This is a genomic window from Bacillus sp. 05T31 (genome assembly GCF_056396725.1).
Window position 1 is genome coordinate 1 of the sequence record NZ_JBFTMA010000035.1, and the last position, 15050, is coordinate 15050.

The window sequence follows — 15050 nt, forward strand, 5'->3', positions numbered from 1 at the left end:
CAGTAACGCCATTTAAAAAGGTCCCTTTTACTTCTTCCGTATCATAATCATTTTTTTTATAAGYATTTTCGAACTTATTAATGAAACGTACCATCCAGTGTAAATCTTGATTAATCATTGGAATGATTAAACTAGATGTTTTACCAGAGCCAATCGGACCAATAATGATTCCGTTTAGTGTGCGATCTTTCCCTTTAATACGAACCATTTCTTTATGCTCAATATGAGGACCAATTTCTACATCAGGATATATTTTTTGTTCCTGACTATTAAACCATTTTTGTAACTTRTGGTTTTTGTATTCATATTTTTGTACCCATTTTAAAATTTCTTCYCGGTAACGAACAATATGCCCGCTATACCAAAGRGTAAACAARATCATAAATACAGTCGGTAAAAACACAAATATCATGGTTAATGTGTGGAAATTCCCCGTTAATACWTGTCCTACTGCCTSATATTCACCAAAATTAACATGCGTTGCTTTATCCGTGAGATAAGGGATAACTTTTGCGTGRATAGGAGCAGTTGCAAACCATAAGAATTGGATATCAACTGCGATGTGTGAAGCAATTAGAATGAAAAGTTTCCCATTTTTCACATGTAAAGCTGGAATACGGCTGTAGAAACGAAAACTAAATTCTCCTAGAAATAAAGAGAAGAACATTAAGATAAGTGGTACATATGTAATTTCTATAGGATAAGACGGTGGTTCAAATGCATAGTATAGTAACTTTATATAGTTTATTAAACCGACTCCAAAAGAAATAATAAATGCGCTAATTAGTGTAATAGTTGTAAATAAAGGTAACCTTTGCTTAAACGTATCCATAAAGGCTCACCTATTCCTTACAGAAACAGCTGAGCTTTATGGCGGAATATAAAACGATCTTGTAACTCTGGATTAAATCGCTCTTTTGATTTTTCTAGAAAGAACTTCGCTGCATCTTCAGTCTGTTTTAAATATAGGTCGATACTAGCTTTTTCACAAAGCTTGTCATATTCTTCTTGAGAAAGTACAGCAATATTCACTTCTATTTTCTTAGCAGYTGCAGTTTCAATCAATACGTCGTACCAATAATAATTAGGCTTACCAGGTATTTGAATATCTTGTAGTGAAACGCTGAACTCCGCACCTTCTTCTGTAATATGTTCAAGTACTAGTTCTGGATTTGCTAATGCCTCTCTCACAGAAAGCACTCCCCCATTGGCTGTTGATGCAGTTGTAAATTGCAAATTCATTTTCATTTTCCACCTTTCTCCAAATAAAAAAAGGCAAGCGACACCCACTGTAAAAACAGCGTGTGTCGCTTGCCTTAATTCATATGTTCTGATTTGATTGTAGTTTTAATTATATGTTCAAACGYTATTCTACCACYTTRAATAATGAAAATCAATAAAATTATATAGTGTTATATAAAAAAATAATAGATTAATATAACTCAACAAGTTTACGTCTTTTCGGATGAACGTTATTTGCAGTACGTACCATGATCTGTTCATCCAKGTCTATATGGATACTTTYATTTTGGATTGATAGCAGTCGTACATTTTCATAAGTGTCCATCAGAAGAATATCTCTGGGYTTTTCACGTTTAGGATAGATAACTACAAGTGGAACACCGTCATCCCCTTYTCTTCTTGAAAACACGACGTCATCTAATCTAGMGATCATYCGRTAATCATTTTCGTTCCCAAAAATAAAGAAGAAATCTTGTATAACGTCTTTGTCTCKCCTATAAGTTCGACGTAGACCGCCATCTATTGGTTCCTTAAATATTTGTACGTTCTCAACAAATGCATAACGCCATTCAGCATCTCCTACTGTACGTTGAGATAAAGGCACAAGAATATCTTGTTCGAAATTTTGGTTGTCATCTTTTCCAAGAATGATATCTGAAATAACGTCTCCAGCATCTTTAAGTGAGCAGACGTACATATTTAGATTAGGTATTGTCATTAAAAGTTCGTGATACTCCCTCATAGAAAATAATAGATTCTTCATACGTACGTATGGTGGTTCTGCTTCTTCTGCAAGGAACATTGATTTGTCGTACATGACAAAAATAACTGAAACATTGTCCTTCGTTTTTTGAGCATATTCTACATACTTGCCTACTTTTTCAACTAAGGTAGAATTGGTTTCTTTACACATATCCATTTCAATATAGATATTTTTATCTTGATATGAAATGTGTTCATCAGGTATCACCGGTAACTGGCCATCCTCAATTTTCATATTTTTCTTCAGGTAATAAGAGCGGATATCTAATTTATATAAAATCTCATTATTTTGTGTCTTCTCTGTAGTAGCTAGTAGAGTACGAACAAGAACCTCACGTGAACATAAAGTGTGAAGTGAATTTATACGTGAATATCTTTTTTTTGAAGCGCCAGGTGGGAGCTTCCCTATCTCTTTTAAGAATTCAATTATTTTCTCTTTCAAGGAAAATAAAGCGCGTTTTGTTATACTGTCATCCCTTTTATCTATTTTTTTAGTTAGGATAGCACCATATTGGGAGTATCGGTCGAGTTTTGTAAATACGCTTGCTTCTGAACATTCCCTCCCCTCAAATGCACTATATAACGTAGTGATTTGACGTGTTGTAAGGGCTCTTTTGTAATATAAAACTGTAAAAACAAATATGTCTGCTTCTTTTAGATGAAAATATTTTTGGGTACCTGGTCGTTTATATTTATACAGTTTTTTGAACATTATATACACCTCGTATCTTAAATTAAACTAAAACTAAATAAGTATCATTTTATATATACTAGTACATCTAAATATTGGTTGTAAAACAAGAAAAAATGAATGAGAGGATTTGCCTTCTAGAGATACCTACTCTTGTACTCCAAAGTTGGGATGATAACTTGCTTTATAAATCTGTAGAAAATTATTGATTTAATGGGATTTACGAGATTGTTCTGATTGTTAGGACGGGGTACTGCTAGATACCTAACAAGCATTCAAAAGAAAAATTACTAATAAAGTGATGTTATACCGCCCTAACAAGACGTAGATAGGAATATTAAGATTTTTATGGATTGAAATTATTCAAGAATTATAAAAAGGATTTTGATAACAAAGAGTGATTTTCTTTCCTCGTTATTAGATTATTAATTTCTTTTTTGTGATTGAGTGTCTACTTCTATTACTGGTTCAGTGCGAGATTCAATTTTTTGTAGGCTTTTCCTTTTGTGTTGAATCATCAATTTACTTAGATGAAAATTAATGTTATTTCTTTCTGAATCAACGGCATGGTATAAATACGTCCATGGGCTCTTTACCTTAATATAGATCCCCATTCACTAAACCATAAAACTACATAATAAATTTTGAGATACCGTCTTTTGTTCATATGAAAATAATGGAGTGAAAATGTCAGAACGATCGAAGTTAACTACTCAATCATTTTAAACTACAAAGTGTTTAAAATGATTGAGTAGTTTTGTGGATATGAAATTAACAATCTTCCCTAATAGATTTTTAGGAATGACTGAAATTGATAAGAAATTGGATTCACATGCAGCACCCTTGTTTTTACTGCATACACAGTTGTGCGAATTAATAAAAGAGTTAAGTTAAGTGAAGAAATACATTAACATAACATTAACAATCCCTTTTCTAACAAGAGATGAATCATGTAAAAGCAAATTGTTAATGAAGGGAAAATGAAGTATGAATTTTTATAGAAACTTAATGGAAGCTTTTAATCAATATAAATAGATGAGTGCAATGTTAATTATTAAAATACAGAACTTTTCCCTCATTATTATATAAGCGGTACATATAATTCTTATATACACAACTTACATGTACCGCTTACTATGTAGTGTTGATGTGAAATTGATATATATAAGAATGGAATTTATTGATATATATAGTGTTTAATATACGCTGTATATACAAAGTGTATATATAAAATGCACAAGGTTTTGGATTGATAATTTATAAGTTTTATGTTAATAAAATAGAGCTATTTTTTGATATGTTCATTTCATGTAGTCATGATAGTAAATCAATCCTTGTTAAAATGTGAATTACATGAAGTGTGAGATTGATATATCATATATACGCTTTATATATACATCGTATATAAGAACCTATGTAAAATACGGATTTCTTTTATTAAGAGACTTATAAGTTCTATATATAAGTTTTGAATATAAGTTTTATATAGAATGACTTGATATACGACGTATAATGATGTACTATGTTTCTAGGAATAATTAACCAATGCTTTAAGGGGGGGACAACTTGAACGAGGTTTTAAGTGAAAAATATCAAACAATCAAGTTTGCAGATGAAGTAGTAAACATGTTTGCTGATATCCTTGAACAAGACGAGATACTATACAGTGTATTTCTATACATAGGAAACGTAGTAAACAAACAATTTCAAGAGACAACATATATGAGGGGCATATCCATTAATGAAATAGTGGAAAATGTAGTTATAGACAGGAGAGTAAAGAAAACAAAAGGAAAATCTTATTCATTAGAAGTTGAACGTACAAATATATCAAGGCGTTCGGCTGAAATAAGTGTGAGTACATTATCATCAATGTCTTTGATTTATGAAAAGACTATGCACCCATATAAATTTTTAATCTTAACTTATAGAGGACAACAAGTAYTWRTTGAATTAGGGAAAMGAAAAAAAAGTGAATAAGGAGAGATAAAATAATGGCAAARAACTTTTTGAAGAATGAAGTAGCWGTKAAAATGACKATGRTTGGTTTTGGTCAAGCTGGWACTAGAATGGTAGATAAATTTGCKGARTATAARCATACAGACGGWACAGCAGTWTATAAYTGCYTAGCRYTRAATAGTAATGATGGGGATCTAGCCGAACTAAAAAATGTACCAAAAAGCAATCAAGTTTCACTTAAATTAGGTGGTTTAGGTAAAAACCCTGAGCGTGCGGTAAAGGTTCTTGATTCAAATGATGACGCAAAAGAAAAATTAAAAGAATTTATAACTGAACGTGTAAGACCATCTGATGAACTTGTTTTGTTTTTTGCAGGACTTGGTGGAGGCACAGGAACTTCTACAATCATTAAGGCCATTGAAGAGTTTTCGGCTTTTCATAATAAGCCAGTAATTAGACAAGAATTACAAAAAGTTGCACAGCAATACCCAATGGCTGAAATAAAAGCAAATCAAGCGAAGTTTACGAGAATCGCCTTTGAAAATGCTATTGAACGCAAAGACTTTATAAAAATGGGGATTGTTGTAACACTGCCTGTCCGAGCAGATGGGCCAGATGTATTACGACAAGTAAATAAATTTTCACAGGAGATTTGGAAATTAGCAAATGATAAATCAAAAGGTGTAGCATTTGTAGTATTTGCTGATAACCAGCACTTTTATGATGAATTTAAGAAATTAAATGAAAATGAGAAAAAAGGTATTGCCAATTCACGAGACTATGCAAATCAACGCATTAGTGAGATTATTCATGAGTTAAATACTGCTGCCAATGGATCTGGTACATCTGTAATACTTGATTCTCAAGACTTTAAACGTATTTTACTTGAGAAAACGGGCTGTTTAGTTATTAATAAGGTTTCACGCAATATGAACCAGATAGAAAATAGCCATGCAATTATAGAGATGTTCCAAGAGTCATTAAGAGGAAGCTCATTCCATCCTCCAATTGATTTGATGAAGAAAAATAACGATGGTTCTGTTGAAGCGTCAAGAGTACATCATTTTGGCATGCTGGCTATCTTAGATGAGCAAAAAAACATTGATGATTCCTTTATGGATGATGCTAAAGTAGAAGTTTCAAATAATCTACCTATAAATGGTACCGTTTTTAACGGGTATTTAGTAAGTAAGAATGATTTCTTAGGAAGTGTATATACGTTCTATAAAACTGATGCATTACCATCAAGGTTATCTAAAGGWTTAGTTGAAGAATTTAATGAGTTTAAAGAAAGACAAAGCCAAATTCAGTACACAAAGTCTCAAATTAGTACAATAGAGAATGTAGATGATGATGACGACTTAGGCTTTGCATTTGGAGATTTTATTGATATGGGTAGTGATGAAGAAAATAAAGATGCTGGAGCAAATGAAGATGATGAATTTGCGGATTTCCTAGATCCAGATAAGATGTTCGGTACTACAAAATAAAGAAAAAGTCTGGATAAAGATCCAGACTTTTTTGTTATTCCACAGTATTCATAAGAGATTTTATATAATCAATAATATTATCCTGTATGTACTGCTCAATGAAGAGTTGTTTTCTACTCAAATCTTCCTCTTTTTTAAACCACCCTACTTTTCTAGTACGCTCTTCTTCAGGTTTACTATTCCACAGGCTTCCTGCTTGTTTTCTTAATTCCTGACGTGCTCTATGCTCAATAATGAAATTATCCAGTCTATCTTGGCGTTGGCGTAATTTTATGGTTTCTACATCTTCTGGTTGTGGTAACTGTTTTAGTATATTTTCAACCCTTTCTTCATAATGAGATTCAATATGTTTTATTTTTTCTTCTAACTGCTTAGTTACCATTTTTTCGATAATTTCTGCAGCGGCTTGAAGGTTTAATTCGGTAGATACTTCATTTGTTTGATTCTCTGGTGAAACTGGTCTTAAATCAAACTGGTGTGGTAAAAGGTCAATAATGGCATCTAAAGACCATTTTTCATCTCTTTTTTGTTTTATAAATAGAGCAATTTCAAGATCTAACGTATTATAGAGTTTTTCGTTTGTGTTTTGGGTTCTTAAAGTTTCGTGAAGCCCTTTTTCCTCTAGAATGTTGAACCAATTATAAACAGTATTATGATGACGCCCGACTAGTTTAGAAAATTCAGTTATTCGCCATGCTTTTTCAAAAACAGTATCATTTAATATGTCATCATCATTAGTTTGATGGTCTTGTGATTCGTTTTTTTGGTCAATCACTGTAACTACCTCCTTAAAAATCAACTCATAAACACCCGATTTGTAATTAACATGTAAACTGAAATTGACATGTTAGGCATTATTTCGATAATAATCATGTAAATCCCTACCTATTCAGTAATTGACATGAAATATAAAATTAACATGTAACCGAATGTTTGTTAACAAAACATTAACTGTTAATACGTAATACGCTGGATTTGTTGATATTACTGTTAACTCTAAGTGTCTAAATGGTAATGTTCTATCGATGAAAATACCTATCTTTTATGTTAGTAAGATTAATGATAGTTGCCATGAGATTAACAAATCATGTCACTTAATATTAATGATAAGGAAATATAGGTGTTTTGTAAATAAGTTATAAGGATATAATTAAAGTATACTATGGAAAAACAAGCATACTAAACTAAGGAATTTAAATTATAATGTATAAAAACTAGAAAAAAAGGTAATAATACTAATGTAGTAGTATTATTTGGTGAATTTAAATGTACTTAGCGATATAGGATCAGAATCAAGATAAATAAACTGTAAGAGTTAATTCCCACTCTACGCTGCTATTAATGTGAAATGTACGAGTATTTTAATATGGTATAGGATACTTGGTTGGATTTGCATAGTTAATTTAATACTAGTAGCTTTTAAACAACTTAAAGACGTTATTTATCTAACATAAAACATCTTGTTTTTTAATAAAGGTGAAAATCATCCGCCCCTGGATCGGATCTTGGGTTTGTATTGACATTAACACAGAATGTGACATTGATATGAAATAAGTTACATAAGAACAGCTTTCCATCAATGTTAATGTCTTATCAACTAAAATAACCATAGGCGCCTGCTGTATCTACGGTGGTCTTCCATAAAGGGGCACTTTCAATATAGAATGTTCAATAATCGCTTTGATTAATATGAAAATAAAATAAATATATAGTGATGGATTTTATAGAACGCTTTGATATGAAGGTTAAATATACTAATGTTTCCTATTGATCATCTAAATAAGTCGATCAATACCTTTTCGGTGTTAATTGATTAATTATGTGTGCAAATAACAAAGTGAATAAAGAGAATGAAATTAACATGTTGACCGGTTATTGAGTGATACTGTTAAGAATACCTATATTATTAACATTAACATTAACATGAAACTATAATGCTATTAACAAGAGATTGATATTTGAATACGATGCTATACTTATTGTTAATTTTTTATCAACTAAAAGGACAACTTGTAAAGGGTTTAGTTTCATAGAGTTAAGAGTGAATTTTGAAGCTCCATCGAAGTAGTGTTTATTTAGGTGAAATATATCAAAAAATAATTGAGATTTGTTATAGAGGTTATTGATGCTCTGAAGTATGTATTGGTTTATAAGTTTTATTATATTTTGTTAGCTTTTAACTCTGGTGCAAGCCTGGGCATGAGCAGGTTCTATAGGTGTTAGTCATTTAGAAGTGTTCCTTATAAGGTTGCTAATGCTGTTAAATGTTGATATGAAATCAACATTTAACAGTGGGAATTTGATCACATGTTAATGTCAATTGATATGTTAATGTGAATGCGTTCTCTGGAATGAGCTTTAATTGTTTACATAACATTAATATGTGAGTTAATTATGTACTAAGTAGTTTTGAAAATCCGGCTGTATATAAAGGTTGCAAGTTTTTGCAAGTAATCTCCTAAACTTGRAYATACTGATAGTGTTACGCTAAAAAAAGTGTGGTTGTTATGGGGAAAGTCTGTTCGAATGGAAATGATAGGAAGTCGAAGGCGTATTATTAAAAGTAAGAAGATATCTACGGTACAACTTCTAATTAAACCAATTATAGGTTTTATTTCTTATAAAACTTAAATGAGAAAATGTATTGACATTTTAATTTTATAAAGATAATCTTATACATGAATATCAATTGTTTAAGAATTATATACAAATAAATAAATAAAAAAATTGCTAAACGGACACACCGAAGGCGTATTACCTGCCATCGGTGTGTCTTTTTTATGTTTTTTGGGAGGGGAGTAAAAGAAAACTATGAATACGCAAATGRCTTTTTCCCAACAGAACTTTAARGYWCATGGGGTTAAGTTTTTCGATGGATTATTGAACATCGTRAAACTAGAAAATGAACGAAAAGAATTACCATCTTCAGCTTTAGCTACTTATATCTTGCTTCACTTTGAATGTAATGATATAGGAACGCTACCACGTGAATTTCAAATCATGGATCTTGCTAAGAACAGTGGGATTCCCTACACAACAATTTATACGGGGTTTCAAGTTTGCTTGGAGCGTAAGCTCGTAAAAGAGACACCTGTTGGAAATCGTACTGTATATGAGGTTGTAGATTATGCCTTGTATAACCATACTGCTGCAGAAACTACAAAAACTACAGATATATCACTATCATATTTCCGAATTCCATTTCATCTTATTCAAACAACTATACTTAGTAGTCTTGTAAAGGCTCGTGATAACAGAGGGATTATGTTCCTATTAGAATTAATAAATACTTTTTCGAGAAAAATTGGTAYGGAGCATTATAAGCACCAGATTCAAGAGTTCGAGATTACAAGAAGAATGACTTTTTTAAAGGATAAATTGAATCGTAATGCAAAGAAGGTACGACAATACATAGAAATTTTGAAACCAATTGTGCAATTTACAGCAATTGATTCTAAGGAAAAGAAGTCTAGCGACTCTCGCATAGCGCGTGCTAGAAAACAGGTAAAACAAGTCATCATTGAAAAGTTCAATGTGGTGTTTTCTTCAAACTGCGTAGTTGAGAAGGATAAAAAAGATTTACATAGGCCAGTTGCGAAATGCAGAAAGGAAGCAGTATCTCGTTTAAAATATATGGGACAATCATTACGAAAGAAAGATCGTGAAAATATGATGATTGCATTTAAACAGGAAATTGTGGACATTGCTGCATACATGCCAACAAAGGAAAAACAAAACGTATTACTGATTACCGCAATGACTTATGCATTAGATCAGGTTGAAAATTATACGAAAGAGCAAGAAATATTCTCTATTCCTGCATTTATGCGAGTGCAATTTAGAGAATCCTGGACTAATTTTACGGAAAAAAGCTTGTCTGTAGAAGAAAGATACGATGTAATGATGAATTATTATAATCAAAATGGTGCCTATCCAGACTTCATAAAATCTYAAAAAATATAGTAAGTAGCAGCCCTTGTTAAAAAATCACATAAAAGCAAGGGTTATTTGGCATGTTCTTTAATTTGAGGACATGTTTTTTTGTTAAGGAAATGTCTTTACCGGCGCTTTTACGTAAATATATAAACAGTTTATGCTGCTTTTGGATACGATTCATTTTGTTTATAATTCGATTCAATACTTGTGATTATCTTAATACTATATATTAAAACCTGTGAATTCTTAGTAATATGATATTTAGCTTCTTAATTTGTGTTTTTTATGATTCATTACTTGTATGTAATGGGGATAGTACGATATGTAATTTGGTTTATTATAAAAGAACGTATGGTATATAAGGATTCATAAGCACTTGTATTTTCTCTTTATATTTAATAATTGAGTTTAGTTATATATGATTCTTGTATTATTTATATAAAATACTTGAATATATTTTTATTTGAAATATTGTTTTCTTTAGATTAGATACATAAAAAATAAGAAAAATATAAGTGAATATATTAGCATTAGGATTTTTTGAAACTGTTGACTTTTAAAATTCAGAGATGTATTCTAATACATGAACAAAAATTTACTAAGAGAAATATACAAATTAATAGATTCATTCTTTAGCTAAACGGACACACCGAAGGCACATAACCTGCCATCGGTGTGTCTTTTTTTATGTATTAATAACATTTGAAAGGGAGAAATCAGAACTATGAATGAAATTGTAAGCATGAGTAAAGAGAGATTTGCAAAGTATTGTGAGGATAATTCAACGTTTGAAGAAAGTATTAGTCGTATCATTAATCATTACTTTTTATTGTTAGGTAACAAAGCTAATATCCTACAAGAAAGGGAGTTTAATAACGAAGTTGAAGAAAAGAAATTTAAGAACAATGTAAAGCGCTTTGAAACTCTATTCCCAGCAGCAGCCAAGAATGCATTTTTAAAAGGATATCAACTATGCCTTGAGTTTGTACATCATCCTGAAACCCACATTCCAGAAGAGCTATATACTGATTCGAATCTTATTAAAGATATTCCTTTTGCTTTAGTAAATGCATCTGAGTTTGAATTATATGAAATCATTCGAACAGATGAAACACAGGAATTTAGTGTATTTGCAATACGAACATTTGAGGGGATTCGTCCATTACTAGAACAAGTATTTTGCGAAATTGCATTTGCTGGCGCTGAATGCGCGTTTGAACACGAACGATTGGAAAAAGGATTGGAACTAGTAAATGGGGATACCACTACTTTAACTAAAGTTCCTGTAGATCGYCTTTTTGCAATTACGCCTTCAGTAAATGGAGTTGTTGTGCATGCGGAAGGACATTGTGAGATTTGGAATCTAACTTGGAATAGCGGAGTAACGATAGACAATCCTTTCATTGAGCTTGCAGAGGTTACATTTATTCATCAAACAAGAGATATGATTCAAAAAAGCATTGAAGATGGTGTTTTATACTACAGAATTCTTTATCTCGATACACCATTAAATGAAATTCAAGATCGACTGGAAATACGAATAAAACTTAATTCTGATTTTGAGGCACCACGACCATTGGAGCAAGTTGAAGTGGAGTATATTCTGAATGAGATTTTTGGGAAGATTCATCAACAGGCGCAAATTCCAATTGAAAACATGATTTTAATCCAACGCTAAAAGTTRAAGGAGGTCTACCATGGTCAAAAAAATTGTATTAGCCATCAGTGATACTGTATATACGGCATATTTACGAGAAGATTTTGTTGGCGCGGGATTTGAAGTGGCTGATAGTGATGTAATGCATATTAAATATCTAGATGAAATTCTAGATACGGAACAACCCGAGATTCTATGTATTAATGACAAACGATTAAATATTGATGCGGGACAGGAAGATAAACGTGAATTGATTATCTTACAGAAGTTAAGGGATATACGTTTTAATCGAGATATTCGTATTGTAGTTTTTACAGAACGTGAAAATGATGATGAGTTTTTGGCGAAACTGATTTATCTAGGTATCTATGACATTTTCAACTCTCGTAGAATTGATATTGATAATAAAGTCATCCCGCAGTTGCTACAGGAGTCGGATATTAAGAATGTAGCCGAGATTGTTGGAACAAGTCAGGCACCGCAACAAACGAAATTACCGGACATTCCTGCTGAGGAAGAAGAGGAAGTGCCAAGTGACTTAGAGGAAGGAAGCAACGATGAACCTGCCTCTAAGTCAAAAATATTTAAAAACAAACAAAAACGTAAGTCTGTACAAGAGGAAACGGTAAAAGCACCAATAATTAAAAAGCAATATAAATTATCGTTTGAACCTGTATATGAGAAGCAGATTGGTATAGCAATTCCAAGGAAAACAATTGTTGTGGCCAGTATGAATAGGAGAAGTGGAGCTACTTTTGTTTCACATCTCCTAGCTGCCTATTTGAATGAACTACAGATTGATGTGAACTATATAGAGAATCTATACGATGAGGGATATACGTATCCACTATTAAAGGGCTACACAGAAGCACCAGAAAATTATCGCAGCGAGTTCATGTTACAGCGMTATAAAGAGATGCTACAGAAGGAATCCRATATATTATCTATTCCAAAGTGGAAGCAAGGAAAGATAAACTTTATCGTAAAGAATCCGATTGTRGACCAAGAATTAAAAAATGAAACAGAGCAGGACTTTGACCATTTTATTAAGGTCTTATTGGGGAACCAAGAAGCACCTATTTCTATTRTYGATGCAGGKAATGAYTGGGACAAAGATTTATACCAWGAGATATGCGAAATGGCTGATTACATATTCTTTGTAGCGGAGCCAGATCTTCATCAAATGTTAAAGATAGCACACCCTCTTACGCAAAAAGAAAGAAAGTTAGTTTCCTACTTAGCATTAGAGAAAACAAAAGTAATTGGGAATAAATTTTCATCATCATTGTTAAAACACGAGGTAGTGGAAGAATGTTTAGGACAGAAGTTATTAGCAGCTATACCACCTTATGGGATTGAGGATGTATTTGAAGCACAGTTGAATAGTAGTACGTTACTATCAAGTCGTAACTATTATAGAGAGTTAGAAGGAATAATGAAGAAGATAGCAGAGTTATTACTACCAAACGAATTGCTGAACCAGAAGAAAAGCTCTATATTAAGTGGATTTCGTTTCCGAAAGACCGAAAATTAAGAAGGGATGATAAAAAATGCAAAAATTTATTGTAGCTGCAAGTACGTTGCTATTATCTGTTGGATGCCTTTTCTTTGTAACGGATATGGTGATTGGGGATACAACACATACTGATAATAAATCGTCTTTAGAAAGAGGKGGCGAGATAGCTCTATCTAAGGCTGTAAAAGTAGGTACTCTCCGTGCAGAGGAAGAGATAGCAGTTGACCGAGAAGTAGCAGAAAAAGAATTTGAAAAAGCATATAACAGTAATGCAGATTTTAAAGATCCTGCTTCAAAACGTGACTTTTCTGTTCATGTTGTACAGGAAAAACCAGCAATGATCGCTGTTGAAGGTGATGCAGAAGCTGCTAGTTATTTTAAGCAATTTGATGAAAAAAAAGAAACAATAAAGAGTAAAGCAAGAAGTATTATTATCTACGATGCGAATGCAAAAGAAAAACAAATTGGTGGGAACGTAAAATAATAGAAAAAGAGTAGGTGTATAAAGAATGCAAAATACAGTAACTACAGCTCTATTCCTTACACTTTCTTTATTATTAATTAGTCTTCTACCTGAAGGTGTATTGTATGGGATTCAGTTGGTGAAAGCACATAACTTTGCTTCTGATATGGTAGAAAGTGCAGAGTATAAGGGTGGATTTCAATATGATAACAATGGGAAAAGGGTTGATTTAATCCCTGGAATAGAGAAAAGAATGAAAGAAGAAAAGATGGATGGCTGGAAGTATGAGTATACGAAAGGTCGCATAGAGCATGGGCAGCCACTCTCTTTCAAGGTGAATGCAGAACACCATTTCTTCATATTTAAGCTAATTGGAGTAGAAGGTGTAAAGGCTCCGATATGGGCAAGTAAGGATGGAATGGGACAAGTATATTTTAAATAATGAAAGTGAAGTCTATAAGATTCTTGCTATAAAAGACTATGCTGAAAAGTATAGTTTTTTTGCTAGGAAAGTATATTTAAAAATAAGTATATAAAAATACTTTACAAGCCTAGTTCTATATGGTAATATTTTCCAYATAGAACAGCGGTCATTAAGAAATCGTTAATTTAAAAATTAATATGTTAAATTATCTGGATTTAACGTTTAATTTAGGTACAATATAAGAATCTATAAAAAAACTAATATATTTGGAGGAACAAACAATGGCAAACAAATTTTTAAAAACAGCAACAGCACTAACAATTATGGGAACATCACTTTTAGGGGCGGGAGCATTTACTGCTAAAGCTGCTGATAATACAGATTCATTAAAATTCAATGATGTTCCAGCAAATCACTGGTCTACTAAAGCAATCTATGATTTAGCAAACCGTAAAGTAGTAGCAGGATACGGAAATGGACAGTTTGGTTTTGGTGACAATGTAACTCGTGGACAAGTTGCTCGTATGATTTATGCATATGTAAAACCAGCGGATGCAGATGCTAGTTACAAAAATCCATTTAATGATATCAAAGGACATATGTTTGAAAAGGAAATCTTAGCACTTGCTAAAGCAGGTCTTGTAAGTGGTTATGGTGAAGGGAAATATGGTCCGGATGATATTTTAACTCGTGAACAAATGGCACAGGTACTTACAAATGCATTTAAGTTTAAAGCAACTACAAAAACATCATTCACAGACGTTGATAAAAACTCTTGGGCATATAATGCAATTAATGCAATAGAGGAAAATGGTGTTACAGCTGGTACAGGAAGTAATAAGTATTCTCCACAAATGCACGTAACTCGTGAACAATACAGTCAGTTCCTATATAACTCTATTAATGTAAT

General features: G+C 32.1%; 12 protein-coding genes. 8 read left to right on the forward strand and 4 right to left on the reverse strand.

Annotation, left to right across the window (positions count from 1 at the left end; translation table 11 throughout):
* The 3 genes from AC1DJR_RS04165 to AC1DJR_RS04175 all read right to left on the reverse strand — a co-directional run.
* A partial coding sequence (locus tag AC1DJR_RS04165; protein WP_477002069.1) for a conjugal transfer protein TraG occupies positions 1-832 on the reverse strand: 832 nt, incomplete at its 3' end.
* A gap of 17 nt (positions 833-849) precedes the next feature.
* On the reverse strand, positions 850-1242 hold the full coding sequence (locus AC1DJR_RS04170; protein ID WP_477002070.1) for a hypothetical protein: 393 nt from the start codon (positions 1240-1242) through the stop codon (positions 850-852).
* 190 nt (positions 1243-1432) lie between these two features.
* Positions 1433-2716: a replication-relaxation family protein gene (locus tag AC1DJR_RS04175; protein ID WP_477002071.1), complete on the reverse strand. Its 1284-nt coding sequence runs from the start codon at positions 2714-2716 to the stop codon at positions 1433-1435.
* A 1545-nt stretch (positions 2717-4261) separates the two neighbouring features.
* Here AC1DJR_RS04175 and AC1DJR_RS04180 point away from each other — a divergent pair.
* Both AC1DJR_RS04180 and AC1DJR_RS04185 read left to right on the forward strand, forming a co-directional pair.
* Positions 4262-4675, forward strand: a complete 414-nt coding sequence (locus AC1DJR_RS04180; protein ID WP_477002072.1) for a hypothetical protein — start codon at positions 4262-4264, stop codon at positions 4673-4675.
* Between the two features lie 14 nt (positions 4676-4689).
* Positions 4690-6144: an FtsZ/tubulin family protein gene (locus tag AC1DJR_RS04185; RefSeq protein ID WP_477002073.1), complete on the forward strand. Its 1455-nt coding sequence runs from the start codon at positions 4690-4692 to the stop codon at positions 6142-6144.
* A gap of 34 nt (positions 6145-6178) precedes the next feature.
* On the opposite strand, the gene AC1DJR_RS04190 is transcribed toward AC1DJR_RS04185, so the two are convergent.
* A complete protein-coding gene (locus tag AC1DJR_RS04190) occupies positions 6179-6919 on the reverse strand; it encodes a MerR family transcriptional regulator (RefSeq protein ID WP_477002074.1) in 741 nt (246 codons plus the stop codon).
* Positions 6920-8955: 2036 nt separating this feature from the next.
* Here AC1DJR_RS04190 and AC1DJR_RS04195 point away from each other — a divergent pair.
* From AC1DJR_RS04195 to AC1DJR_RS04220, 6 genes are all read left to right on the forward strand, one after another.
* Positions 8956-10107 carry a hypothetical protein gene (locus AC1DJR_RS04195; protein WP_477002075.1) on the forward strand — a complete coding sequence of 384 codons (1152 nt, stop codon included), beginning with the start codon at positions 8956-8958 and terminating at the stop codon, positions 10105-10107.
* 697 nt (positions 10108-10804) lie between these two features.
* Positions 10805-11758, forward strand: a complete 954-nt coding sequence (locus AC1DJR_RS04200) for a hypothetical protein (RefSeq protein WP_215561189.1) — start codon at positions 10805-10807, stop codon at positions 11756-11758.
* Between the two features lie 19 nt (positions 11759-11777).
* Positions 11778-13271, forward strand: coding sequence for a hypothetical protein (locus tag AC1DJR_RS04205; RefSeq protein WP_477002076.1), 1494 nt, complete (start codon positions 11778-11780; stop codon positions 13269-13271).
* Between the two features lie 16 nt (positions 13272-13287).
* On the forward strand, positions 13288-13737 hold the full coding sequence (locus tag AC1DJR_RS04210) for a hypothetical protein (RefSeq protein WP_431162280.1): 450 nt from the start codon (positions 13288-13290) through the stop codon (positions 13735-13737).
* A 25-nt stretch (positions 13738-13762) separates the two neighbouring features.
* The gene (locus AC1DJR_RS04215) at positions 13763-14158 is read left to right on the forward strand and encodes a DUF4320 family protein (RefSeq protein WP_477002077.1); all 396 of its coding nucleotides are present in this window, start codon (positions 13763-13765) and stop codon (positions 14156-14158) included.
* Positions 14159-14388: 230 nt separating this feature from the next.
* A partial coding sequence (locus AC1DJR_RS04220) for an S-layer homology domain-containing protein (RefSeq protein WP_477002078.1) occupies positions 14389-15050 on the forward strand: 662 nt, incomplete at its 3' end.

What these genes read in the sequence shown, in the direction of transcription:
- AC1DJR_RS04215 (WP_477002077.1), top strand. Translation starts at nt 13,763, where the DNA reads ATGCAAAATACAGTAACTACAGCTCTATTCCTTACACTTTCTTTATTA.